The sequence below is a fragment of the Nonomuraea sp. NPDC050383 genome (genome assembly GCF_044459125.1).
In the GTDB taxonomy this organism is placed as follows: Bacteria; Actinomycetota; Actinomycetes; order Streptosporangiales; family Streptosporangiaceae; genus Nonomuraea.
On sequence record NZ_JBITIP010000011.1, the window covers coordinates 175,244 to 198,038 of the forward strand.

Sequence of the window (22,795 nt, forward strand, 5' to 3'; positions counted from 1 at the left end):
GCCATGACCACCGCCGCAACCTCGCACGACGCGATGGCGGACCCCCTGGCGGGCGCGGGCAGCGCGCCCGCCACGGAGGGGCGCCGGATCGCGGGCGCCCTGCTGCGCGACCGGGGCGCCGTCCTCAGCACGGCGTTCCTCGTCCTGGTCGTGCTGATGGCGATCTGCGCGCCGCTGATCTCCGCCGTCACCGGGCACGGGCCGAACGACTTCGACCCCGCCGCCGTGGACACCAACCTCGGCGGGCTGCCTCGCGGCTCGTTCGGCGGTGTCAGCGCCGACCACCTGCTCGGGGTGGAGCCGCAGAACGGCCGCGACATCCTGGCCCGCATCGCCTACGGCGCCCGCGTGTCGTTCCTGATCGCGATCTCGGCGACCGTGCTGACCACCCTGCTCGGCGTGGTGTTCGGCCTGCTGGCCGGGTTCTACCAGGGCTGGGTGGACCAGGCGATCTCGCGCGTCATGGACTTCCTGATGGCCTTCCCCGCGCTGATCTTCATGATCGCGATCCTGTCGTCCCTGCCGACGGGCAACCGCTCGGTCCTGCTGGTCACGGTGATCACCGTGTTCGGCTGGCCGTACCTGGCGCGGGTGGTGCGCGGGCAGACGCTCACGCTGGTGAACCGGGAGTTCGTCGAGGCCGCCCGCGCCTCCGGCGCGTCCACCCGGGCCATCGTGTTCAAGGAGATCCTGCCGAACCTCCGCAACTCCCTCATCGTCATGACGACCCTGGCCGTCCCCGGCTACATCGGCACCGAGGCCGGCCTGTCGTTCCTCGGGGTCGGCGTCACCCCGCCGACTCCCTCGTGGGGCCAGATGATCTCCAGTGCGGTGAGCTGGTACGCGACCGACCCGATGTACTTCGCGGTGCCCGGACTCTTCCTCTTCCTCACGGTGCTCTCGCTGACCGTGCTCGGGGACCGGGTCCGCGCCGCCACCGACGCGGGGGAGGCGTCCTGATGGCCCGCTACGTCGCCGGCCGGATCGCCGGGCTCGTCGTCCTGCTCTTCCTGGTCTGCCTGTTCACGTACCTGATCTTCTTCAAGCTGTCGCCGGACCCGGCGCTGATGATCTGCGGCAAGACCTGCACCCCCGACCGCGTCGCGCAGATCCGCACCTCGCTGGGGCTCGACCAGCCGTTCGTCACCCAGTTCTGGGACTACGTGAGCGGGATCGTCGCCGGTCGCGACTACGGCAGCGGGGCGAACCTCATCCACTGCCCGGCGCCCTGCCTCGGCTACTCCTTCCAGAGCAGCCAGTCGGTCACGCAGATGATCGTGGACCGGCTCCCGGTCAGCGCCACGGTCGCGGTGGGCGCGGCGGTCCTCTGGCTGATCGTCGGCATCGCCGCCGGCCTGCTGAGCGCGGTCAAGGAGGGCTCCTGGTGGGACCGGGCCGCCATGGGCCTCGCCCTCGGCGGCGCCAGCATCCCCAACTACGTGCTCGCGCTGACCCTGCAGTACGTCCTCGTGGTCAAGCTGCAGATCCTGCCGTTCCCCTCGGCCGTGCCGTTCTCGGACGACCCGGTCCTGTGGTTCCAGTCGTACCTCATGCCGTGGCTGGTGCTCGCCACCGGTTACGCCTGCCTGTACGCCCGCCTGACCAGGGCGAACGTGATCGACACGCTGGCGCAGAACTTCATGCGCACCGCCCGGTCCAAGGGCATGAGCCCGGTGCTCACCATGCGCCGGCACGCGCTGCGGCCCGCGCTGACCCCGATCGTCACCATCTTCGGCATGGACTTCGCCGCGCTCATGGGCGGCGCGCTGATCACCGAGACCGTCTTCGGCCTCAACGGCATCGGCAAGATGGCGGCCGACTCGATCGCCAAGAACGACCAGCCGGTGATCATGGCGGTCACCCTCCTGGCCGCGTTCTTCGTGATGGCCGGCAACGTCGTGGTTGACCTGCTCTACACCGGTCTCGACCCGAGAGTGAGGGTGTCATGAGCGAGCTGCTCGTCGTCGAGGACCTCACGGTGACCTTCCCGACCACGCGCGGCCCCGTGGACGTGGTCAAGGACGTGTCGTTCACGGTGGGGCGGAACGAGACCGTCGGCATCGTGGGCGAGTCCGGCTCCGGCAAGTCGATGACCAGCCTGGCCGTCATGGGCCTGCTGCCGTCCGGGGCCCTCACGCGGGGGAGCATCCGGCTGGACGGCGTCGAGCTGCTGGGCCGGACGGACAGGGAGATGCGCCGCATCCGGGGCGAACAGGCTTCGATGATCTTCCAGGACCCGCTGTCGTCCCTGAATCCGTACTACACGGTCGGCCTGCAGATCGAGGAGATGTACCGGGCCCACAGGAAGAGCTCGCAGCGGGCGGCCAGGAAGGTCGCCGTCGAGGCCCTGACCCAGGTGGGCATCCCCGAGCCCGAGCGGCGGGCCGGCTACTACCCCCACCAGTTCTCCGGCGGGCAGCGGCAGCGCATCATGATCGCGATGGCGCTGGTCTGCTCGCCCGCGCTGCTCATCGCGGACGAGCCGACCACCGCTCTGGACGTGACCGTGCAGGCGCAGATCCTGCGCCTGCTGGCCGGCCTCCAGCAGGAGACCGGCACCGGCATGGTGTTCGTCACCCACGACCTGGCCGTGATCAGCTCGATCGCCACCCGCGTGCTGGTCATGTGCCGTGGCGAGCAGGTCGAGTACGGCGACGCCGAGCAAGTCTTCTCCGCGCCCCGGCACGACTACACGCGGATGCTGCTGGAGAGCATCCCGCGTATCGACGACGAGGTGGTCCTGTGAGTGACGTGCTGCTCCGCGCCCGCGACCTGACCAAGCGGTTCGCGGTGCGCGGACCGTACCGGCGCAGGACCGAGTTCACCGCGGTGGACGAGGTCAGCTTCGACGTGCGGCTCGGGGAGACCCTCGCCGTCGTCGGCGAGTCCGGGTGCGGCAAGTCGACCAGCGCGCGGATCGTCGCCAAGCTGATGGAGCCGACCTCCGGCACCCTGGAGTTCGAGGGCGAGGACATCACCCGCGCCACCGGCGCCCGGCTCGCCCGCTACCGCGCCGACGTGCAGGTCGTCTTCCAGGATCCGTTCTCCTCGCTCAACCCCCGGCACACCGTGGAGCGCATCCTCATGGCGCCGCTGGACTACCAGGGCATCGCCCCGAAGGGCGGCCGCCGGGCGTACACCAGGGAGCTGATGGAGCGGGTCGGCCTCAACCCCGACCACGCGCAGCGCTACCCCGCCCAGTTCTCCGGCGGGCAGGCGCAGCGGATCGGCATCGCGCGGGCGCTGGCCGTCAACCCCAAGCTGGTGATCTGCGACGAGGCCGTGTCCGCCCTGGACGTCTCCGTCCAGGCCCAGGTCATCGAGCTGCTGCGGCGGCTGCAGCGGGAGAGCGGGTTCAGCTACATCTTCATCGCCCACGACCTGGCCGTGGTCCGGCAGCTCGCGCAGCGGGTGGCCGTCATGAACAAGGGCAAGATCGTGGAGGAGGGTCCCTGCGAGGAGGTCTTCCGGTCTCCGCGTGACGAGTACACCCGAACGTTGCTGGCCGCGATCCCCCGGATCAACCCCGAATGGGACCGCAGAAGGAGGGCCGCCCAGTGAGCGTCACCGCCACGTACACCATCCCGGGCATGCTCGTGCGCGACCACGTCACGCCCGTGCCGCTCGACTGGTCCGACCCGGCGCGCGGCCGGATCGACCTCTTCTTCCGCGAGCTCGTCGACCCGGGACGGGCCCGCGAGGACCTGCCGTGCCTGGTCTACCTGCAGGGCGGCCCCGGCGGGAAGGGACCGCGCCCGCTCAACGCCGACGGGTGGATCGGCCAGGCGCTGAAGACGCACCGGGTCATCGTGATGGACCAGCGCGGCACCGGCCGCAGCAGCCGGATCGACGGCCGCCGGATGAGCGCGTTCGCGACCGCCGAGGAGGGCGCCGAGTTCCTCGCGTGCTTCCGCGCCGACGCGATCGTGGCCGACCACGAGCACGTGCGCAGGACGTTCTTCGGCGGCCGGCGCTGGAGCACGATCGGGCAGTCGTACGGCGGCTTCCTCACGCTGACGTACCTGTCGGTGGCGCCGGAGGGGCTCAGCTCGTGCCGGGTCACGGGCGGCCTGGCCGGCCTGGACCCGTCGGCGGCCGAGGTCTACCGGCGCACGTACCCGCGGGTCGAGGCCAAGAACAAGGAGTTCTACCGGCGCTACCCGCAGCACGTCGAGCAGGTGGGCCGCATCGCCGACCGGCTGGCGGGCGGCGACGTGCTGCTGCCCGACGGCGATGTGCTCACGGTCCGGCGGCTCCAGTCGCTCGGCATCGACTTCGGCATGAAGCCCGGCTACGAGCGCATGCACTACCTGCTCGACGAGGCGTTCAACGGGGACGAGCTGTCGGCGGTGTTCCTGCACCAGGTGCTGGCACGCAGCTCCTACAGCGACAACCCGCTGTTCGCGGCGCTGCAGGAGAGCATCTACGGCCACGGCGCGGGCGCGACCGCGTGGGCGGCGCAGGAGGAGCGGGCCCGGCATCCGCAGTTCGCGGAGGAGGCCAGGCCGTTGCTGTTCACCGGCGAGATGATCTACCCCTGGATGTTCGAGGAGATCGCCGAGCTGCGCCCGTTCCGGGGCGCCGTCGAGGCGATGGCCGCCCGCGCGGAGTGGCCCCCGCTGTACGACCTCGACCGGCTGGCCGCCAACGAGGTCCCGGTCGCCGCCGCCGTCTACTACGACGACATGTACGTGGACGCCGGCCTGCAACTGGACACCGCCTCCCGGGTGGGGAACACCCGGTGCTGGGTCACCAACGAGTACGAGCACGACGGCATCAGCGACCCCAGGGTCTTCGACCGGCTGGGCGAGCTGATCCGCGACATGGGAGGAGAGATCACCGGTGCGTGAAGGCAGGCCCCCCAAGCTTTCCGAGATCCCCGCGTTCACCGCGTACATGAACACCGGCTGGGCCACGCCCGACCGGACCCCGCCGGTCGTGCCGGGCGCGGCCCGGGCGGCGGCGGCCCACCGGGCCAGGCTGGCCGAGGCGCTCCCCGGCCGGACCGTCGTGCTGGGCGCGGGCGAGGCGCCGACCCGCAGCAACGACACGGCCTACGACTTCCGGCCGGACAGCGACTTCTTCTGGCTGACGGGCTGCGCGGTGGAGAACGCCGTCGTGGTGCTGCGCGGCGCCGACGCCACCCTTTACCTGCCGCCCCCCGCCTACCCGGGTGAGCCCGGGTTCTGGACGGACGCCAGGTACGGCGAGCTCTGGGTGGGGGCCGCGCCGGGCCTGGAGGACTGGGCGGCGGCGCTGGAGGTCCCGGTCCGGCCGCACGCCGAGCTCGCGGAGCTCGGCGTGGACCCGGCCGCGCCCCTGGACGAGGAGGTCGGCCGGACGCTGGCCGAGCTGCGCATGTTCAAGGACGACTGGGAGATCGGCCAGCTCCGCGAGGCGGTGGACCGTACGGTCGAGGGCTTCGCCGCCGTCGTCCGCGAGATCCCCGCCGCGGTGGCCGGGCCCGGCGAGCGGTGGCTCCAGGGCACGTTCGACCGTTACGCCCGTGCCTACGGCAACGGCCCCGGCTACGCCTCGATCGTGGGCAGCGGCCGGCACGCGCCGACGCTGCACTGGGTGCGCTGCGACGGCCCGGTGCTGCCGGACGAGCTGGTCCTCCTGGACATGGGCGTGGAGACCCACGCGTACTACACGGCCGACGTGACGAGGACGTTCCCCGCGTCGGGGACGTTCTCCCCGGCGCAGCGGCAGGCCCACGACCTGGTGGAGCGGGCGCACCGGGCCGGCCTCGCGGCGGTGGGCCCGGGCCGGCGCTTCACGGACTTCCACCACGCGGCCATGGAGGTCATCGCGCACGGCCTGGCCGACTGGGGACTGCTGCCCGTCTCGGTGGACGAGGCGCTGTCCGACACCGGGCAGCACCACCGCCGCTACCTGGTGTGCGGCATCGGCCACCACCTCGGCCTGGACGTGCACGACTGCGCCAGGGCGCCCGAGGAGTCCTACCACGGCGCCGTCATGGCGCCCGGCATGGTGCTCACCGTGGAGCCCGGACTGTACTTCCACGCGCACGACCTGACCGTGCCCCCGGAGCTGCGCGGGATCGGCGTCCGCATCGAGGACGACCTCCTGGTCACCGCCGAGGGCGCCGAGGTCCTGTCCGCCGCGCTGCCCCTCGACGCACCTGGGCTGGAGAAATGGATGGCCGCCGTGTAGTCAGCCATGTAGTCGATGTGACATTGCACCAGTAATCTCGGACACCCTGACAGAGGAGACCTCAGCATGACCACCGCCGCCACGCCCTGGCGCGGCATCCACGTCGCGTCGGCCCTGCCCTTCAACGACGACCTGTCCGTCGACTACGACGCGTTCGCCGACCACGTGCGCTTCCTCGCCGCGGGCGGCTGCGACGGCGTGACGCCCAACGGGTCGCTGGGCGAGTACCAGACGCTCACCCCGGAGGAGCGGGCCCGCGTCGTCGAGACGGCCGTCCAGGCCGCCCCCGCCGGGTTCGGCGTCATGCCGGGCGTCGCCGCCTACGGCGCGCAGGAGGCCCGCCGCTGGGCCGAGCAGGCGGCCGAGGCCGGAGCCTCGTCCGTGCTCCTGCTCCCGCCGAACGCCTACCGCGCCGAGCGGGAGGCCGTGGTCCAGCACTACCGCGAGGTGGCCAAGGCCGGGCTGCCCGTCGTCGCCTACAACAACCCGATCGACACCAAGGTGGACCTGACCCCGGACCTGCTCGCCGAGCTGTTCGGCGAGGGGCTCATCGTCGGGGTCAAGGAGTTCACCGGCGACGTGCGCAGGGCGTACCAGATCGCCGAGCTGGCGCCCGGCCTGGACCTGCTCATCGGCGCCGACGACGTGCTGCTCGAACTGGGCATCGCCGGAGCGGTAGGCTGGATCGCCGGCTACCCGAACATGATTCCCGAGGCCACGGTCCGCCTCTACAAGCTGGCCACCTCGGGCGACCCGGCCGACCTGGCGGAGGCGTCGCGGATCTACCGCGACCTGCACCCGCTGCTGCGCTGGGACTCCCGGACCGAGTTCGTCCAGTCGATCAAGCTGTCGATGGACCTCGCGGGGCTCAAGGGCGGCGCCTGCCGGCCGCCGCGCCTGCCGCTCTCGCCCGAGCTGACCGCCCGCATCACCGCCGACACCGAAGCCGTCATCCGCAAGGGTTACAAGTGAGATCACGCCGCACCTTCCACGCCGTCGACTCCCACACCGAGGGCATGCCCACCCGGGTGATCGTCGGCGGCGTGGGCGTCATCCCCGGCGCCACCATGGCCGAGCGCCGGCAGTGGTTCATGGACAACAGCGACGACGTCCGGACGCTGCTCATGTACGAGCCGCGCGGCCACTCCGCGATGAGCGGCGCGATCCTGCAGCCGCCGACCCGTCCCGACGCCGACTACGGCGTGCTGTTCATCGAGGTCTCCGGGCTGCTGCCGATGTGCGGGCACGGCACCATCGGTGTCGCCACCGTCCTCGTGGAGACCGGGATGGTGCCCGTGGTGGAGCCGGTGACCACGATCAGGCTCGACACGCCCGCCGGGCTCGTGGTCGCGTCCGTGGCGGTCGAGGACGGTGCGGCGACCTCGGTCACGATCGAGAACGTTCCCTCGTTCTCGTACGCGCTGGACCAGAAGGTCGAGGTGCCCGGCTTCGGCGAGGTGGGCTACGACCTCGCCTTCGGCGGCAACTTCTACGCCGTCGTCGAGCTGGCGGAGCTCGGGCTGCCCTTCGACCGCTCGCGCGCCGGCGACCTGCTGAGCGCGGGGCTCGCCATCATGGACGCCGTCAACGAGCACGACCGCCCCGTCCACCCCGAACGCGCCGACATCAACGGCTGCCACCACGTCTACCTGAAGGCGCCCGGCTCGACCGCCAAGCTGTCGAGGCACGCCATGGCCATCCACCCCGGCTGGTTCGACCGCTCGCCGTGCGGCACCGGGACGAGCGCCCGGATGGCGCAGCTCCACGCCCGCGGCGAGCTGGCGATCGGGGAGGACTTCGTGAACGAGTCCTTCATCGGCACGCGCTTCACCGGGCGGCTGCTCGGCGAGACGACGGTGGGCGCGCTCCCCGCGGTGCTGCCGTCGATCACCGGCCGCGCCTGGGTCACCGGCACCTCGCAGTTCCACCTGGACCCCACCGACCCGTTCCCCGCGGGGTTCCTGCTGTGAGCCTCTCACCGGTCCCGGAGCTGCCCGAGATCGGTCCCAGGGAGAACCTGCGCGACCGGATCAGGGCCGCCCTGCGCGCCGCCATCATCTCCGGCGAGCTGGAGCCCGGCGTCGTGTACTCGGCGCCGGCGCTCGGCACCCAGTTCGGCGTCTCGGCCACGCCCGTGCGCGAGGCCATGCTGGACCTGGTGAAGGAGGGCCTGGTCGTCCCGCAGCCGAACAAGGGTTTCCGGGTCACGGTGGTTTCCGAGGAGGACCTCGACAACCTGGCCGCCGTACGGCTGCTGATCGAGCCGCCGGCCGTGCGGGAGAGCGTGGCCGTGATCCCGGAGGAGGACTTCCCCGAGCTGCGGCGGCTGGCCCAGGCCATCGTCGACGCCGCCGAGGGGGGCGACCTCGTCGGGTACGTCGAGGCGGACCACGTCTTCCACCTGACCCTGCTCGGGTACAGCCGCAACCGGTTCCTGGTGGACGTCGTGTCCAACCTGCGCTCCCAGACGCGGCTGCTCGGCCTGACCCCGCTGCTGCAGAGCGGCAGGCTGGCCCGCTCGGCCGCCGAGCACCACGAGCTGCTCGACCTCGTCCAGGCCCGCGACCCCGTCGGAGCCGAGCTCCTGATGCACCGCCACATCGGCCACGTGCGCGGTCTGTGGGCGGGTGGCGCCAAGGGGGCGACATGAGCGCCCGTAGCGCCGGCGGCGCCGACCTGGTCGTGGTCGGCGCCGGCGTGGTGGGGGCGGCGAGCGCGTACTTCGCGTCGCTCGCCGGCCTGCGGGTGGTCGTCGTCGAGCGCGGACCCATCGCCGGAGGGACCTCCAGCGCCGGCGAGGGCAACCTGCTCGTCTCCGACAAGGAGGCCGGTCCCGAGCTGGACCTGGCCCTGTACTCGCAGCGGGTGTGGCGTGAGGATCTGGCCGAGCACGCCGGGCTGTGGGAGTTCGAGGCCAAGGGCGGCCTGGTCGTCGCGGGCTCGGAGGCGAGCGTGGCGTCGCTGCGCGAGCTGGGCGCCCACCAGCGCCGGCACGGCGTCGAGGTCCGCGACGTCGGGCGGGACGAGCTGCCCGGCTACGAGCCGCACCTGTCGCCGGAGCTCGCCGGGGCGGCCTTCTACCCGCAGGACGCCCAGGTCCAGCCGATGCTGGTGGTCGCCCATCTGCTCCGGCTGGCCCGGGGGCTCGGCGCGGAGGTGCGTACCCGTACCGAGGTGACGGGTTTCCTGCGCGACGGCGACCGGGTGACGGGCGTGCGCACGACCGGCGGCGACCTCCCCGCCGGAGCGGTGCTCAACGCGGCGGGCACGTGGGCGGGCGGCCTGGCGGGACTCGCCGGGGTGTCCCTGCCGGTGCTGCCCCGGCGCGGGTTCGTGCTGGTCACCCAGCCCATGCCGCCCCGCACGATCCGGCACAAGGTCTACGCCGCCGAGTACGTGGGCGACGTGGCCAGCTCCGACGCGGCCCTGCAGACCTCACCCGTCGTGGAGGGCACCGACAGCGGCACGATCCTCATCGGCGCCTCCCGGGAGCGCGTCGGCTTCGACCGCACGCCGTCCGTCGAGGCGATCGCCGCCCTGGCCGCCAAGGCGATCGCGCTGTTCCCGATGCTGCGCGAGGTCCGCGCCATGCGCACCTACCTGGGCTTCCGGCCCTACTGCCCGGACCACCTGCCGGTCATCGGCCCCGACCCGCGCGCGCCCGGCCTGTGGCACGCCTGTGGCCACGAGGGCGCCGGCATCGGCCTGTCCGCGGGCACCGGCAAGCTCGTCGCCCAGGCCCTCACGGGGCGAAGCCCGGACCTGGACCTCAAGCCGTTCGCCCCCGACCGCTTCCCCGACATGGAAGAAGTGCTCCCGTGACCCACCGGATGACCTTCCGCGGCGCCGCCGTTCCCGCGGAGCCCGGTCAGAGCGTCGGCGCCGCCCTGGTCGCGGCCGGCATCCTCGACTGGCGCGTCACCCGTAAGGCGGGCCGGCCGCGCGGCCTGTTCTGCGGCATCGGCGTCTGCTTCGACTGCCTGATCACCATCGACGGCGTCCCGGACCGCCGCGCCTGCCTCGTCCCGGCCGCCGACGGCATGCGCCTCGGCGACGACCCGCACGAAGCTTCGGGAGGGGACGGCCATGACGGACACGCATGACGTCGCCGTGGTCGGGGCCGGCCCGGCCGGGCTCGCCGCCGCCGTCGAGGCCGCCGAGGCCGGGCTCCGGGTCGCCGTCGTGGACGGCGCCGGACAGCCCGGCGGCCAGTTCTGGCGGCACTACGACGAGAGGCACGCCCGGCCCGGCGACCGCGCCGGCCACCACGGCTGGCCGCTGTTCGTCAGGCTCCGCGACCGCCTGTACGCCCTCGGCGCCGCCGGCCGGATCCGCTACCTGCCCGGCCGCCAGGTCTACCTCGTCACGCGGGACGAGACGGGCGCGTTCACCCTCCGCACCACGCCGTCCGCCTCCCTCGGGCAGCCCGGAAGGGAGTCCGGAGCGGACGGGGCCGGTGACGTCGTCGCGCGCGCGCTCGTCCTCTGCACGGGGGGATACGACCGGCAACTGCCCGTCCCCGGCTGGGACCTGCCGGGCGTGATGACGGCCGGGGGAGTGCAGGCCCTGCTCAAGGGGCATCGCACGCTCGCGGGCGGCCGGGCCGTGGTCGCCGGCACCGGGCCGTTCCTGCTCCCGGTGGCCACCGGGCTCGCGCAGGCCGGGGCGTCCGTGGTGGCCGTCGCCGAGGCCAACGGCACGCTCGGCTGGCTGCGCGACCCCGTGGGGGCCGCCTCCGTCCCCGGCAAGGCCGTCGAGGCGCTGCAGTACGCCGCGCTCCTGGCCCGCCACCGCATCCCGTACCGCACCAGGACCGTCGTGAGCCGCATCCTCGGGGAGGACAGGGTCGAGGCGGTCCGGCTGACCGGGGTCGACCGGGACGGCCGCCCGGCCGGTCCCGTCAGGGAGGTCGCCGCCGACCTCGTCGCCCTCGGCTGGGGCTTCACCCCCTCCCTCGAACTGGCGCTCATGCTCGGCGCCGGCACGAGGAAGGACGTCGACGGCTCCCTCGTCGTGACCGTGGACGCCTTCCAGCGCAGCAGCGTCGAAGGCGTGTACGTCGCGGGAGAGGCGACCGGGGTGGGCGGCGCGGTGCTGGCCACGCAGGAGGGCCGCCTGAGCGGTCTCGCCGTCGCCCGCTCGCTCGGCCGCCCGGTCAGTCCCGCCGTGATGACCCGGCTGCGCGGGGCGATCGGACGCGGGCGGCGGTTCGCCGCGGCCATGCACCGGACGTACCCCGTACCGCGTGCCTGGACGGAGTGGCTGCGGGACGAGACGCTCGTCTGCCGCTGCGAGGAGGTCTCCTACGGCGACCTGCGACGGGCGCACGACGACCTCGGCGCGGACGACCCGCGCACCCTGAAGATGCTGGCCAGGCCCGGCATGGGCTGGTGCCAGGGACGGGTGTGCGGCTTCGCGACCGCGGGCGTCGCGGCCTGCCTGAGCCGCCGCGAGACCACGGCCGAGGACCTGCGCCCGCTGTCCACCCGCAGCCTGGCGGCGCCCGTGACCCTGGGCGAGCTGGCCGCCCTCGACCGGCACCCGACCGCCGGCGACCCGACCGTCAGTGACCCCACCGAAGAAAGAGGATGAGATGGCGAACGCCGTGCTGAGCGTCGATCCGCGTACCGGGGAGACCCGCGAGCGCGTCGCGACGGAGTCGACGCCGTCGGACGTCGACCGGGCCGTGCGGGCCGCGGCCGCCGCCACGGAGGCCCTCGCGGACCGCGCGGTGCGCGCCGACCTGCTCCGCACGGCCGCCGCGCTGCTGGAGGAGGGCGGCGAGGAGATCACCGCGACCGCCGACGCGGAGTCCGCGCTGGGCCGGGTACGGCTGACGGGCGAGCTGGCGCGCACGTGCTACCAGCTGCGGGCCTTCGCCGACGTGGCGGAGTCCGGCGCCTACCTGGACGTGATCATCGACCACGCGGACCCGGGAGCCCGGCCGGCGCCCCGGCCGGACCTGCGGCGTTACAAGGTGCCGCTGGGCGTGGTCGCGGTCTTCTCGGCGAGCAACTTCCCCCTGGCCTTCAGCGTGCCCGGCGGCGACACCGCGAGCGCGCTGGCCGCGGGCTGCCCGGTCGTGGTCAAGGCGCACCCCGACCACCCGGCCACCAGCGTCCTGTGCGCCCGTGCCCTGCGCGCGGCGGCGGTCAAGGTCGGGCTGCCGGAGGACGTGGTCGGACTGGTCCACGGCTTCGAGGCGGGTCCCGAGCTGGTACGCCATCCGCTGACGGCGGCGGTGGGCTTCACCGGGTCGGTGCGCGGGGGCCGGGCCCTGTACGACATCGCCTCCGCCCGGCCGCGGCCGATCCCGTTCCACGGCGAGCTGGGCAGCCTCAACCCGGTGGTGGTGACGGAGCGCGCCGCCGAGACCCGGGCCGCGGAGATCGGCGCGGGGCTGGCCGCCTCCTACACCCAGGGGCTCGGCCAGTTCTGCGTCAAGCCCGGCCTCGTGCTCCTGCCCGAGGGCCCGGCGGGCGACGCCGTCGTCGAGGCGGCCGTCTCGGCCACGGTGCCCTCCGGGCCGCTGCTCGACCCGCGCATGCGGGAGGCGTTCCTGGCCGGGGTGCGCGCCCGCGCCGAGCTTCCCGGCGTGCGTGAGGTCCTCGCGGCCGGCGAGGCGGGCGACGGCGACGCGCCGCTCGCGGTCCGGCCGGGCATGCTGACCGTGGCGGCGTCGGGCCTGGCGGCCGGCGGGGCGCACGGCGAGCTGCTGGAGGAGTGCTTCGGGCCCGTCACCGTCCTGGCCCGCTACGGGTCGCGGGCCGAGCGGGACGCGGTGCTGGACGCCCTGCCCGGCAATCTCACGGCGACGGCGCAGATCGCGGCCGACGAGAGCGGCGAGGCGGACGGCGGGGCGGCAGAGCTGGTGGCCCGGCTGACCGGGCTGGCCGGGCGTGTCGTCGTGAACGGCTGGCCCACGGGGGTGACGGTCGCCCCCGCCATGCAGCACGGCGGGCCGTACCCGGCCTCCACCAGCGGCTCCACCTCGGTGGGGAGTACCGCGATCGAGCGCTGGCTGCGGCCGGTGTGCTTCCAGGACACCCCGGAGGCCCTGCTGCCCCCGGAGCTGCGCGAGGCCAACCCGCTCGGCGTCCCCCGCACGGTGGACGGCGTTCCGCAGGCGCTGTAGCAGGGCGTCGTCCGGTCAGCGGCAGATCGTGCCGTCGGCCGGGCGGCGGCCGGTGACGAGGAAGTCGGTCACCCCGCGGTCACCGCAGGCGTTGCCGCTGTTGACGTACGAGCCGTGACCGCCCGCGTCCACGACCAGCATCCTGGCCCGGTCGCCGAGCGCCTGCCGCATCTTCCTCGCGCCGCTCAACGGCGTGGAGGGGTCGCGCATGTTCTGCATCCCCTCCGCAGGCCCGGCTCGGCCGACCGGACCCGGGAGATCGCCAGCTCGAACGTGCCCTTCGAGGCGTCCCCGTAGTCGATCGGCAGCTTCAGGGTGGCGCACTCCTGGCCCTGGCCACAGGCCGCCCACTGCGGCCCCGTCCTGGGCATGGGCGGCGGTGGCCGGACACCGGGGGCCCTATACACCTAACCAAGCGCTTGTTACGCTCCGCCCATGGTGTCCACGATCGTCTGGGGTACCGGGAACGTGGGCCGGGCGGCCATCCGCGCCGTCGAGGCCCATCCGGCGCTGGAGCTCGCCGCCGTGCTCGTCCACGACCCCGGCAAGGCCGGCCGCGACGCGGGCGAGCTGGCCGGTCTCGGCCACGGGCTGGGGGTCACGGCGACGGACGACGTGGACGCGGTGCTCGCCACCCGGCCCCGCGCCGTGGTCTACGCGGCGTCCGGTGAGATCCGCCCCGACGAGGCGCTGGCCGACGTCATCCGGGCGATCCGGGGCGGGGCGGTGGTCGTCACCCCCTCGCTGTACGCGCTCTACGACCAGCGCAACGCGCCGCCCGAGACGCGGCTGAGCGTGCTGAGGGCCGTGGCGGAGGGCGGCGGGTCGCTGTTCGTGTCCGGGGTCGATCCCGGGTGGGGGAACGACGTGCTGCCTCTCCTGATCAGCGGGCTGGCCACCACCGTGGACGCCATCCGCTGCCAGGAGATCTTCGACTACTCCGCCTACGACCAGGAGGACTCCGTCCGCTACCTGGTCGGGATGGGGCAGCCCATGGACTACGAGCCACCCATGATCGCCCCGACCGTCCCGACCATGGTGTGGGGCGGGCAGGTACGGCTGATCGCCCGGGGCCTCGGGGTCCAGGTCGAGGAGATCCGCGAGAGCGTGGAGCGGCGCCCCCTCGGCGCCACCGTCGCCACGGAGGCCATGGGGGAGTTCAAGGCCGGCACGCAGGGCGCGCTGCGGTTCGAGGTCCAGGGCATCGTGGGCGGCGAGCCGCGGATCGTGGTCGAGCACGTGACGCGGATCCACCCGTCCTGCGCCCCGGACTGGCCCGCGACGCCCGGCCGCGCGGGGGCGCACCGCGTGGTCATCGAGGGCAGACCGCGGATCGAGGTCACGGTCGAGGCGAGCGACGAGGGCGGCAACCCGGCCGCCGGCGGGAACGCCACCGCCGTCGGACGCCTGGTCAACGCCGTCGAGTGGCTGGCCGAGGCGGAGCCGGGACTGTACGACGCGCTCGACGTCCCCCTGCGCCCGGCGACGGGCAAGCTCGGAAGGAGCCGCTGGTGAGAGTCGACATTCCCGCGGGCAAGGACCCGATCACGTACGTGTGGGGCGAGCTGGTCCCCGGCATCGGGCCCGCCGCCTCCCACTTCTCCCTCGCCGTGTACGCCCACACGACCCTCGGGCTGCGCGAGTTCGAGGCCGCGCGGCTGCGGATCGCGCAGATCAACGGCTGCGCCTTCTGCCTCGACTGGCGTACCGAACGGGACGGGCAGAAGGTGGAGGACGAGTTCGCCGAGGCGGTGGCCGAGTGGCGCACCACCGCGGCCTTCGACGTGCGGACCCGGCTGGCGGCCGAGTACGCCGAGCGGTACGCCGTCGACCACCACGGCATCGACGACGAGTTCTGGGCGCGGATGACCGCGCACTACAGCCAGCTCCAGATCGTGGAGCTGAGCATGTGCATCGGATCGTGGCTGGCGTTCGGCCGGCTCAACCGGGTGCTGGGGCTGGACACCGTGTGCGTGCTGCCCACCGGTGGTCCCTCGCCGGCCGGTGACCGGTAGACGCATTCACCAGGCAGTGACTCAGGCGCGAGCAACTCCGTACAACTCCCTCAAAAGTGAGGAACGCCGCATGAGTGAGAAGACCTCTGGCATCTCGCGTCGTGGGTTCATCGCCGGGACCGGAACCCTGCTCGGGGTCGCGGCCCTCGCCGGCCGCGAGCCGGCGCAGGCCACGGCACAGGCGATCACCGGCCCGATCGCGAACGGGGCGAGCGTCTCGGCGCTGGTCATCGGCACCGGGTACGGCGGGTCCGTCGCCGCCCTGCGCCTGGCCCAGGCGGGCGTGGACGTGCACATGATCGAGATGGGCATGGCCTGGGACACCCCGGGCTCCGACGGCAAGATCTTCTGCAGCACGCTGGAGCCGGACAACCGGTCGTACTGGCTGCGCACCAGGACCAAGGCGCCGCTCAACTACTTCCTCGGCTTCCCCATCGACCGGAACATCAGCCGCTACACCGGGGTCCTGGACGCCGAGGAGTTCAGCGGCATCACGGTCTACCAGGGCCGCGGGGTCGGCGGCGGCTCGCTCGTCAACGGCGGCATGGCGGTCACCCCCAAGCGCGAGAACTTCCCCGCCATCCTGCCCTCGGTCAGCCCCGACGAGATGTACGACGTCTACTACCCGCGCGCCAACGCCGGGCTCGGGGTCGGCACGGTGAACCCGGCCTGGTTCGACTCGACGGAGTGGTACCAGTTCTCGCGGGTCGGCCGCAAGCACGCCGAGCGCTCCGGGTTCCCGTTCGTCTTCGTCCCCGACGTGTACGACTGGAGCTACATGGAGCAGGAGGCGGCCGGCACCGCCACCAGGTCGGCCCTGGCCGGCGAGATCCTCTACGGCAACAACCACGGCAAGAAGTCGCTCCAGAAGACGTACCTCGCCCGGGCCAGGGCCACCGGCCGGGTCGCCGTCTCGCCGCTGCACAAGGTCACCTCGGTGACCCCGGCGGCCGGGGGTCGCTACACGGTCGTCATCGAGCAGATCAACACCAACGGCGACACCACGGCCACCAAGACCGTGACCGCGGACCGGGTCTTCTTCGCGGCCGGCAGCGTCGGCACCAGCAAGCTGCTGGTCAAGCTGAAGGCCACCGGCGCGCTGCCCAACCTGAACGGCGAGGTCGGCAAGGGCTGGGGCGACAACGGCAACGTCATGTGCGGCCGCGCCAACCACCTCTGGGACCCGACCGGCTCCCACCAGTCGACCATCCCGTGCAGCGGCATCGACAACTGGGCCGCGGGCGGGGCGTTCGCCGAGATCGCGCCGCTTCCGACCGGGATCGAGACGTTCGCCTCGTTCTACCTGTCGATCACCAAGAACCCGAACCGCGCCCAGTTCACCTGGAACGCCGCGACGGGCGCGGTCGAGCTGAGCTGGCAGACCGCCTGGAAGCAGCCGGCCATCGACATGGCCAAGAGCATCTTCGACAAGATCAACTCCAAGGAGGGGACGATCTACCGGACCGACCTCTTCGGCACGTACAAGATCTGGGGCGACCACCTCACGTACCACCCGCTCGGGGGCGCGGTCCTCAACAGGGCCACCGACAACTACGGCCGCCTCACCGGACACCCCGGCCTGTACGTGATCGACGGCTCGCTGATCCCGGGCAACACCAGCGTGAACCCGTTCGTCACGATCACGGCCCTCGCCGAGCGGAACATCGAGAAGATCATCGCCACCGACCTCTGAAAGCGCGACTCCGTCGTCGTCGATCAGCCGTCGATCACAGGAGCGTTGCGACGCCCGGAATCGGGGCTTCGGTGCGTGGAAGTTGGCGATACTGCGCTTCTGGGTGTCTACGCGAGGAGTTCTCATGCATCCGGCGGTGCCTGCCGTGACCCTGCGGCCGGTGCGGGGGATGGCGTCAGTGGCCGTGGTGACGCTGGCGGCGCACTCCCTGGTGAAGATCGTGGGAGCCGGGATGAACGCGTGGCAGGCCGTGATCATCCAGCGGATGCTCGTCGACTCGGACTCCGTCCGGCCGCTGGAGGTGGACGTCAACGGCGCCCTGGCCATCGGGAACGGGGTCGCGGAGGTCGCGGTGTTCGTGCTGGCCGCCGGGGCGTTCCTGGTGTGGCTGCGCCGGGTGCGGGCGAACGCCGAGGCGCTGCTGCCGGGGCCGCACCGGCGGGCGAGGCCGTGGGTGATCATGGGCTGGTTCGTGCCGGTCGTCAATCTGTGGTTCCCCAAGCAGGTCGTCGAGGACGTGTGGAACGCCTCCAGGCCGGGCGCGCCCGCGGGCCCGCTGCCGCTGGCGCGCCCCTCCGTGCTGGTCTGGGCCTGGTGGAGCGCCTTCCTGATCGGCGTCTGGGTGTTCGACGTGGTGGCCGTGCTGCTGTGGCGGTCGGACCTGGAGGCGCAGAGGGAGGCGGCGTGGGTGGACGTGGTCGGCTGCGCCTGGTGGACGGCCACGGCGGCGCTGGCGGCGTTCGTCATCATGAAGATCACCCGCTTCCAGGAAGATCGGCGCGACGCTTTGCCGGAACTTGGCCGGAATCTGTCCGTCAACTGATTGAGGGAGGCGATAGGCGGACCTATCGTCTCCTGGGTGATTTCAGGGGACACGAGCCAGCGGGAGATGATTCTCCGGGTCGCGACGAAACTGTTCGCCGGACTCGGGTACGACGGCACCTCCACCCGGCAGATAGCCGAGGCGGTGGGGTTGAACGTGGCCACCATCAGCTACCACGTCGGCAGCAAGCGCGAGCTGTACCTCGCGGTCATGGCCCGCGCCAACAACGCGCACCGCGCCATGCTGGAGACGGCGGTCGAGGATCTGGTGGCGGCCCCGCAGGAGGACAAGCTCGCCACGGCGCACCGGCTGATCGACCTCTACATCGACTTCTGCGCCGAGCACCCCGAGTTCCCCGCCCTGTGGACGCACCGGTGGCTCGCCGACGCCAGCGACGTCACCGGGCTCGAACCCGAGTACGTCCAGCCGCTGGCCCAGCTCGTCATCGACACCATCAAGGCCACCCTGGACGTGGACCCCGACGCGGACGTGGACTACACGGTCAACACACTGATCTGGTGCTCCCACAGCTTCGTGCTGAGCGGGGTGTTCGACAAGGCCGGTGAACGGCACGGCGCCGACGACCCGCGGGCGCTGCGCCGCTTCCGCGCGCACATGCACCACCTGCTCCACCGCGCCCTGGGCCTGCCCGGCGACCCTCCCTGAGCCAACGCCGCGTTCGTCCTGCCGTACCCGGGAAAAGGTGGTTCGACCTGGGGGAACGGCATAGGAGCCGACGCGGCGGGAAGGGTCACTCTGGGCCGAACCCTGGTCAGGAGGATCGTCATGGTGTCTTCTCGCGGGATCTTCCGGCGCAAACCCGTGGAACAGATCGCCCAGGAGCACGAGGGTGAGCTGTCCCGGACGCTGGGACTGTGGCAGCTCACCGCCATCGGCGTCGGCGGCATCATCGGGGCCGGCATCTTCGCCCTGGCCGGGGCCGTCGCCCACGAGACAGCCGGACCGGCCGTCCTCGTCTCGTTCCTCATCGCGGGTGTCGCGAGCGCGGCGGCGGCCTTGTCCTACGCCGAGTTCGCCGGGCTCATCCCGAAGGCCGGGTCGGCCTACACGTACGGCTACGCGGTGCTGGGCGAGATCGTCGGCTGGTTCATCGGCTGGGACCTGCTGCTGGAGTACACCGCCATCGTCGCCGTCGTGGCCATCGGCATCTCCGGCTACTTCGGCTTCCTGGTCCTGCAGTTCGGCGTGCACCTGCCCGCCTGGATGCTCGGCGCGCCGGGCACGGGGAGCGGGCACGTGGTGGACCTGTTCGCGGTCATCCTGTGCCTGTTGATCGCGTTCCTGCTCAACCTCGGCATCCGCGCCGCCGCCCGCTTCGAGACGATCGTGGTCGGCATCAAGGTGGCCGTGGTGCTGCTGGTCATCGTGGTCGGCTTCTTCTTCATCAACACGGCCAACTACACGCCGTTCTTCCCGTTCGGGATCAGTGGGGCGATCACCGGCGCCGCGACCGTGTTCTTCGCCGTGTTCGGCTACGACGCGATGAGCACCGCCGCCGAGGAGTCCAAGGACGCGCAGCGGCACATGCCCAAGGCCATCATCTACTCGCTGATCATCTCCATGATCCTCTACGTGCTGGCGACGCTCGTGCTCACCGGCATGCAGAACTACAAGGAGATCGACCCCGAGAGCGGCTTCTCCTCGGCGTTCGCCTCGGTCGGGCTGTCGGGGCTGGCGTCGCTGATCGCGGTCGGGGCCATCATCGGCATCCTGACCGTCATGTTCACGTTCATGCTGGGCGTGACGCGCGTGTGGTTCTCCATGAGCCGCGACGGGCTGCTGCCGCAGTGGTTCGCCAAGCTGCACCCGGTGCGCCGGGTGCCGACCCGCGTCACCTGGATCGTGGGCGCCGCCTCGGCGCTGATCGCCGGGTTCCTCCCGATCCGGGAGGCGGCCGAGCTGACCAACATCGGGATCCTGCTCGCGTTCGTGGTGGTCTGCGTGGCGGTCATCGTGCTCCGGTACCGCCAGCCGGACCTGCCCAGGACGTTCCGGACGCCGGCCATGCCGTTCGTGCCGGCCATCGGGGTGGTCTTCTCGATCTGGCTGATCACGTTCCTGGACCCGCTGACGTGGCTGCGGTTCGCCGTCTGGTTCGTGATCGGGATGATCATCTACTTCACCTACGGCCGCCGGCACTCCGTGCTGGAGTCACAGGCCGCCGGGGAGCGGTAGGGCACGAGTTGCCCGAACGGCCCGCGTGAGCGCACTGTCACCGGTTAGCCTCACTCCGTGAGCAAGCTTGCGCGGGCCGTGGAGCTGAAGGCCGAGCTGATCCACTTCGCCACCTCGGGCCGGTTCGGCGCCGAGCTGGGCGCCGTGCTCGACCGGTTCTACGCCGGCGGGCCGCCGGCCGACGAGGCGGCCGCCTTCCTGCCGGTCGACTTCTTCGCCCACCAGCACGCGCTGCCCAGCGGCGACACGGTCGTGGACCGCTTCCTCGCCGAGACGCCGGGGCTCGACCGCACCGACGTGGAGCTGGTGGCGGGCTGGAAGATCGTGGTCGAGGGAGTGTTCGAGGTGCGGGCCGTGGACGAGGCGGCCGTGCTGCTGTTCAATCTCGTCGACGAGCTGGTCTACCGGGCCTTCTCCAACCTGGGCGAGGGGGCGTTCGGGGCGCTGGCGCCCGGCATGTTCGTCGTGGGGCGGCTGATCCCGCTCGGCGCCGACTGGCTGATCAGCGCGCCCCCGGCCGTGCACACCGCCGAGGCGCGGGGCACGCTCGTGGAGGTCGCCGCCCGGCTCGCGCTCGGCCACCCGGCATGGGTCCTCCGCAACCCCGTCCTGCTCGCCCAGGCCAAGGAGACGCAGCGGGCGCAGCGGCGCTGCTTCACCGAGTACTTCGGGGCCGACCTGATCGTGCTGCCGGGCGTCGACCTCGCCGACCTGGTCCGGGGCTACCTCGCCCACCAGGCGGCGCGGCTCGGCGGTCCGCCGTCCGGGGAGTTCGAGCCGCCCGAGCACCTGGTCGCGGCGCGCACGGTCGGCCTGATCTTCGACGAGGCGGCAGGGCTGGGGTATTACGCGGAGTTCGGGATGCTGGAGGAATTGTTCAACGATCCTCCGCTCGTGGTCCGGGCCGCGTACCGCGATCTGCTGTCCGCCTATCTCCGGGGCGACGCCGTCTCCCCGGTGCCGCTCCTGCGCCTGGCCGAGCGTGACCCGGCCAGGGCGAGCGAGGTGTTCGCCGGGCTGCTCGGGCGCAAGGGGTTCGACTGGGAGCGCAGCGGCGAGCTGCTGCTGCGGGCGCACAAGCCGGGACACTACGCCGGGCCGCCGCTGCCCACGGTCACCCCGGTGACCGCCGCGATCGCCGAGCACCTGGGCCTGCCCGCACAGACCTGACCCGAGGTGTTCAGTCCCGGTCCTGGGCGGCGGTCACGCGGTCGTGGAAGGGGCGGCGGCGCAGCGCCTCCACCGTGGCCTCCAGGACGGCGGTGAGCGGCGCCGGCAGCTCCTTCTCCAGCTCCGCCACCGCCCGCGTCGTGGCGGCCCACTCCGCCTCGATGGCGGGCAGCGCCGCCCGGGTGCGCTCGGTCAGATGGACGACGCGCTGGCGGCCGTCCGTGCCGCGTTCGAGGGTGACGAAGCCCGCTTTGCTCATCTGGTGGACGGTCTGGCTGGCCGCCGAGTGGGTGACGCCGATGGCGACGGCCAGGTCGCGGATGGCCAGCGGTCCCTCGGCGGCCAGGGTGCGCACGGCCGGGGAGAAGCGCGGCCGGTAGTCGGGCATGCCGAGATCGGTGTAGATCCGGGCGATCGCGCCGTCCATGACCTCATGGACATGCCGCAGCAGCGTCCCCAGGGATGCCATGCCGTCCAACGTAACAGTCGTGTCAGATCGCGGCGTTCTCCCGGGAGACGTGCTCGGGCGCCTCGTGGCTGGAGTCGCCGGGCAGCGGGATCCACTTGTGGGCCCAGGTGACCAGCTCGTCCAGGACGGGGCGCAGGTCCTCGCCCATCTCGGTGAGGTGGTACTCGACGCGGACCGGCGAGGTGCTCAGCACGCGCCGCTCGACGAGCCCGGCTGCCTCCAGCTCGCGCAGCCGCCGGGCCAGCATCGTGTCGTTGAGGCCGGGGATGGCGGCCTTGAGGTCGGCGTAGCGGTGCGCGCCCTTGAAGATCATGTGGATCACCGCGCCGGACCACCGCGCTCCGATCAGCTCCAGGGCGATGTGGAAGCGGGTGCAGACGGTCTTGAGGCTCACATCACGAGCGTACCGGATCGGGCGGCCATTTACTAAGGAATGTGTAGTTCCTCAATAATGTTTAGTAAGCTGAGCGTCACCACACCAGCGCCATGAGGAGCCGTACATGTCCCAGCCCGTTCTTCAGATCGTCGTCGCCAGCACCCGGCCCGGCCGCGTGGGCCGGTCGATCGCCGAGTGGTTCCGGGACCGCGCCGTGGCGGCCGGCGGCTTCGACGTCGAGCTCATCGACCTCGCCGAAGTGGGGCTGCCCTTCCTCGACGAGCCCAACCACCCCCGGCTCAAGCAGTACGAGCACGCGCACACCAAGGCGTGGAGCGCCACCGTCGAGCGTGGCGACGCCTTCGTCTTCGTGACCCCCGAGTACAACCACAGCTTCAACGCCGTGCTCAAGAACGCCCTCGACTACCTGCACCAGGAGTGGCAGCACAAGGCGGCCGGCTTCGTCAGCTACGGAGGCGTCTCCGGCGGGACCCGCGCGGTCAACGGCCTGCGCCAGGTCACCAGCTCGCTGAAGATGGTGCCCGTGGTGGAGTCCGTCACCATCCCGTTCTTCCCCCAGGTCGTCGGCGAGGACGGCGTGGTGCGGCCCAACGAGGTGATGAACGCCGCCGCCGACGCCCTGATCGCCGAGCTGGCCAAGCTCACCGGCGCGCTGCGTCCCATGCGCCTGGCGGCCTGATTCCCGATCCCTGCCTGTAACACTGGGGCGCCCCAGACCAC

At 72.2% G+C, this 22,795-nt stretch carries 24 protein-coding genes; 21 read left to right on the plus strand and 3 right to left on the minus strand.

From position 1 onward, the window contains the following. Positions 1-3 precede the first annotated feature (3 nt). The 13 genes from ACIBG4_RS26760 to ACIBG4_RS26820 all read left to right on the plus strand — a co-directional run bounded on the left by ACIBG4_RS26760 (position 4) and on the right by ACIBG4_RS26820 (position 13,312). Complete coding sequence (locus ACIBG4_RS26760; protein WP_355434470.1) at positions 4-960, plus strand: ABC transporter permease; 957 nt, start codon at positions 4-6, stop codon at positions 958-960. After that, on the plus strand, positions 960-1,949 hold the full coding sequence (locus ACIBG4_RS26765) for an ABC transporter permease (protein ID WP_397204153.1): 990 nt from the start codon (positions 960-962) through the stop codon (positions 1,947-1,949). Before ACIBG4_RS26760 ends, ACIBG4_RS26765 begins: the two co-directional genes overlap by 1 nt. Beyond that, positions 1,946-2,746, plus strand: a complete 801-nt coding sequence (locus tag ACIBG4_RS26770) for an ABC transporter ATP-binding protein (protein WP_310707452.1) — start codon at positions 1,946-1,948, stop codon at positions 2,744-2,746. The genes ACIBG4_RS26765 and ACIBG4_RS26770 overlap by 4 nt, the downstream gene beginning before the upstream one ends. Then, positions 2,743-3,561, plus strand: coding sequence for an ATP-binding cassette domain-containing protein (locus tag ACIBG4_RS26775; protein WP_310707451.1), 819 nt, complete (start codon positions 2,743-2,745; stop codon positions 3,559-3,561). The genes ACIBG4_RS26770 and ACIBG4_RS26775 overlap by 4 nt, the downstream gene beginning before the upstream one ends. Then, a complete protein-coding gene (locus ACIBG4_RS26780; RefSeq protein WP_397204154.1) occupies positions 3,558-4,850 on the plus strand; it encodes an alpha/beta fold hydrolase in 1,293 nt (430 codons plus the stop codon). The genes ACIBG4_RS26775 and ACIBG4_RS26780 overlap by 4 nt, the downstream gene beginning before the upstream one ends. Then, positions 4,843-6,177 (plus strand): aminopeptidase P family protein, encoded by a 1,335-nt coding sequence (locus ACIBG4_RS26785; RefSeq protein ID WP_397204155.1) that lies wholly within the window; start codon positions 4,843-4,845, stop codon positions 6,175-6,177. Before ACIBG4_RS26780 ends, ACIBG4_RS26785 begins: the two co-directional genes overlap by 8 nt. A gap of 66 nt (positions 6,178-6,243) precedes the next feature. Further along, on the plus strand, positions 6,244-7,149 hold the full coding sequence (locus ACIBG4_RS26790) for a dihydrodipicolinate synthase family protein (RefSeq protein WP_397204156.1): 906 nt from the start codon (positions 6,244-6,246) through the stop codon (positions 7,147-7,149). A 44-nt stretch (positions 7,150-7,193) separates the two neighbouring features. After that, a complete protein-coding gene (locus ACIBG4_RS26795) occupies positions 7,194-8,147 on the plus strand; it encodes a proline racemase family protein (protein ID WP_397204250.1) in 954 nt (317 codons plus the stop codon). After that, positions 8,144-8,827: a GntR family transcriptional regulator gene (locus ACIBG4_RS26800; RefSeq protein ID WP_310707446.1), complete on the plus strand. Its 684-nt coding sequence runs from the start codon at positions 8,144-8,146 to the stop codon at positions 8,825-8,827. The genes ACIBG4_RS26795 and ACIBG4_RS26800 overlap by 4 nt, the downstream gene beginning before the upstream one ends. Further along, entirely contained in the window at positions 8,824-9,999 is a 1,176-nt protein-coding gene (locus ACIBG4_RS26805) for an NAD(P)/FAD-dependent oxidoreductase (RefSeq protein ID WP_397204157.1), read from the plus strand. The genes ACIBG4_RS26800 and ACIBG4_RS26805 overlap by 4 nt, the downstream gene beginning before the upstream one ends. Beyond that, entirely contained in the window at positions 9,996-10,280 is a 285-nt protein-coding gene (locus ACIBG4_RS26810; RefSeq protein ID WP_397204158.1) for a (2Fe-2S)-binding protein, read from the plus strand. The genes ACIBG4_RS26805 and ACIBG4_RS26810 overlap by 4 nt, the downstream gene beginning before the upstream one ends. Continuing rightward, a complete protein-coding gene (locus ACIBG4_RS26815; protein WP_397204159.1) occupies positions 10,264-11,769 on the plus strand; it encodes an NAD(P)/FAD-dependent oxidoreductase in 1,506 nt (501 codons plus the stop codon). The genes ACIBG4_RS26810 and ACIBG4_RS26815 overlap by 17 nt, the downstream gene beginning before the upstream one ends. A 1-nt stretch (position 11,770) precedes the next feature. Next, positions 11,771-13,312 carry an aldehyde dehydrogenase (NADP(+)) gene (locus ACIBG4_RS26820; RefSeq protein ID WP_397204160.1) on the plus strand — a complete coding sequence of 514 codons (1,542 nt, stop codon included), beginning with the start codon at positions 11,771-11,773 and terminating at the stop codon, positions 13,310-13,312. Positions 13,313-13,327: 15 nt separating this feature from the next. On the opposite strand, the gene ACIBG4_RS26825 is transcribed toward ACIBG4_RS26820, so the two are convergent. Then, a complete protein-coding gene (locus tag ACIBG4_RS26825) occupies positions 13,328-13,522 on the minus strand; it encodes an alpha/beta hydrolase (RefSeq protein WP_397204161.1) in 195 nt (64 codons plus the stop codon). 225 nt (positions 13,523-13,747) lie between these two features. Here ACIBG4_RS26825 and ACIBG4_RS26830 point away from each other — a divergent pair, with 225 nt between their 5' ends. The 7 genes from ACIBG4_RS26830 (at position 13,748) to ACIBG4_RS26860 (ending at position 21,209) form a co-directional block, all read left to right on the plus strand. Then, the gene (locus ACIBG4_RS26830; RefSeq protein WP_397204162.1) at positions 13,748-14,827 is read left to right on the plus strand and encodes a dihydrodipicolinate reductase; all 1,080 of its coding nucleotides are present in this window, start codon (positions 13,748-13,750) and stop codon (positions 14,825-14,827) included. After that, entirely contained in the window at positions 14,824-15,327 is a 504-nt protein-coding gene (locus tag ACIBG4_RS26835; RefSeq protein WP_310707440.1) for a carboxymuconolactone decarboxylase family protein, read from the plus strand. Before ACIBG4_RS26830 ends, ACIBG4_RS26835 begins: the two co-directional genes overlap by 4 nt. A 70-nt stretch (positions 15,328-15,397) precedes the next feature. Continuing rightward, positions 15,398-17,020 (plus strand): GMC oxidoreductase, encoded by a 1,623-nt coding sequence (locus tag ACIBG4_RS26840; protein ID WP_397204163.1) that lies wholly within the window; start codon positions 15,398-15,400, stop codon positions 17,018-17,020. A 124-nt stretch (positions 17,021-17,144) separates the two neighbouring features. Further along, positions 17,145-17,843 carry a DUF4328 domain-containing protein gene (locus ACIBG4_RS26845; protein ID WP_397204164.1) on the plus strand — a complete coding sequence of 233 codons (699 nt, stop codon included), beginning with the start codon at positions 17,145-17,147 and terminating at the stop codon, positions 17,841-17,843. Positions 17,844-17,879: 36 nt separating this feature from the next. Beyond that, entirely contained in the window at positions 17,880-18,509 is a 630-nt protein-coding gene (locus ACIBG4_RS26850) for a TetR/AcrR family transcriptional regulator (RefSeq protein ID WP_397204165.1), read from the plus strand. 120 nt (positions 18,510-18,629) lie between these two features. Further along, positions 18,630-20,039: an amino acid permease gene (locus tag ACIBG4_RS26855; RefSeq protein ID WP_397204166.1), complete on the plus strand. Its 1,410-nt coding sequence runs from the start codon at positions 18,630-18,632 to the stop codon at positions 20,037-20,039. 57 nt (positions 20,040-20,096) lie between these two features. After that, positions 20,097-21,209, plus strand: a complete 1,113-nt coding sequence (locus ACIBG4_RS26860) for a hypothetical protein (protein WP_397204167.1) — start codon at positions 20,097-20,099, stop codon at positions 21,207-21,209. 10 nt (positions 21,210-21,219) lie between these two features. Here the strand turns inward: ACIBG4_RS26860 and ACIBG4_RS26865 are convergent, their stop codons facing one another. Next, positions 21,220-21,678, minus strand: a complete 459-nt coding sequence (locus ACIBG4_RS26865; protein WP_397204168.1) for a MarR family winged helix-turn-helix transcriptional regulator — start codon at positions 21,676-21,678, stop codon at positions 21,220-21,222. A 22-nt stretch (positions 21,679-21,700) separates the two neighbouring features. Continuing rightward, the gene (locus ACIBG4_RS26870; protein ID WP_397204169.1) at positions 21,701-22,072 is read right to left on the minus strand and encodes a winged helix-turn-helix transcriptional regulator; all 372 of its coding nucleotides are present in this window, start codon (positions 22,070-22,072) and stop codon (positions 21,701-21,703) included. A gap of 106 nt (positions 22,073-22,178) precedes the next feature. Between ACIBG4_RS26870 and ACIBG4_RS26875 the strand changes: the two genes are divergently transcribed. Next, complete coding sequence (locus ACIBG4_RS26875; protein ID WP_397204170.1) at positions 22,179-22,754, plus strand: NADPH-dependent FMN reductase; 576 nt, start codon at positions 22,179-22,181, stop codon at positions 22,752-22,754. The last annotated feature ends 41 nt before the right edge of the window (positions 22,755-22,795 follow it).

Coding starts and splice junctions, on each gene's coding strand:
- ACIBG4_RS26760 (WP_355434470.1), top strand. CDS start 4: ATGACCACCGCCGCAACCTCGCACGACGCGATGGCGGACCCCCTGGCG.
- ACIBG4_RS26765 (WP_397204153.1), top strand. CDS start 960: ATGGCCCGCTACGTCGCCGGCCGGATCGCCGGGCTCGTCGTCCTGCTC.
- ACIBG4_RS26770 (WP_310707452.1), top strand. CDS start 1,946: ATGAGCGAGCTGCTCGTCGTCGAGGACCTCACGGTGACCTTCCCGACC.
- ACIBG4_RS26790 (WP_397204156.1), top strand. CDS start 6,244: ATGACCACCGCCGCCACGCCCTGGCGCGGCATCCACGTCGCGTCGGCC.
- ACIBG4_RS26795 (WP_397204250.1), top strand. CDS start 7,194: ATGCCCACCCGGGTGATCGTCGGCGGCGTGGGCGTCATCCCCGGCGCC.
- ACIBG4_RS26805 (WP_397204157.1), top strand. CDS start 8,824: ATGAGCGCCCGTAGCGCCGGCGGCGCCGACCTGGTCGTGGTCGGCGCC.
- ACIBG4_RS26815 (WP_397204159.1), top strand. CDS start 10,264: ATGACGGACACGCATGACGTCGCCGTGGTCGGGGCCGGCCCGGCCGGG.
- ACIBG4_RS26820 (WP_397204160.1), top strand. CDS start 11,771: ATGGCGAACGCCGTGCTGAGCGTCGATCCGCGTACCGGGGAGACCCGC.
- ACIBG4_RS26825 (WP_397204161.1), bottom strand. CDS start 13,522: ATGCGCGACCCCTCCACGCCGTTGAGCGGCGCGAGGAAGATGCGGCAG.
- ACIBG4_RS26830 (WP_397204162.1), top strand. CDS start 13,748: ATGGTGTCCACGATCGTCTGGGGTACCGGGAACGTGGGCCGGGCGGCC.
- ACIBG4_RS26840 (WP_397204163.1), top strand. CDS start 15,398: ATGAGTGAGAAGACCTCTGGCATCTCGCGTCGTGGGTTCATCGCCGGG.
- ACIBG4_RS26845 (WP_397204164.1), top strand. CDS start 17,145: ATGCATCCGGCGGTGCCTGCCGTGACCCTGCGGCCGGTGCGGGGGATG.
- ACIBG4_RS26855 (WP_397204166.1), top strand. CDS start 18,630: ATGGTGTCTTCTCGCGGGATCTTCCGGCGCAAACCCGTGGAACAGATC.
- ACIBG4_RS26865 (WP_397204168.1), bottom strand. CDS start 21,678: ATGGCATCCCTGGGGACGCTGCTGCGGCATGTCCATGAGGTCATGGAC.
- ACIBG4_RS26875 (WP_397204170.1), top strand. CDS start 22,179: ATGTCCCAGCCCGTTCTTCAGATCGTCGTCGCCAGCACCCGGCCCGGC.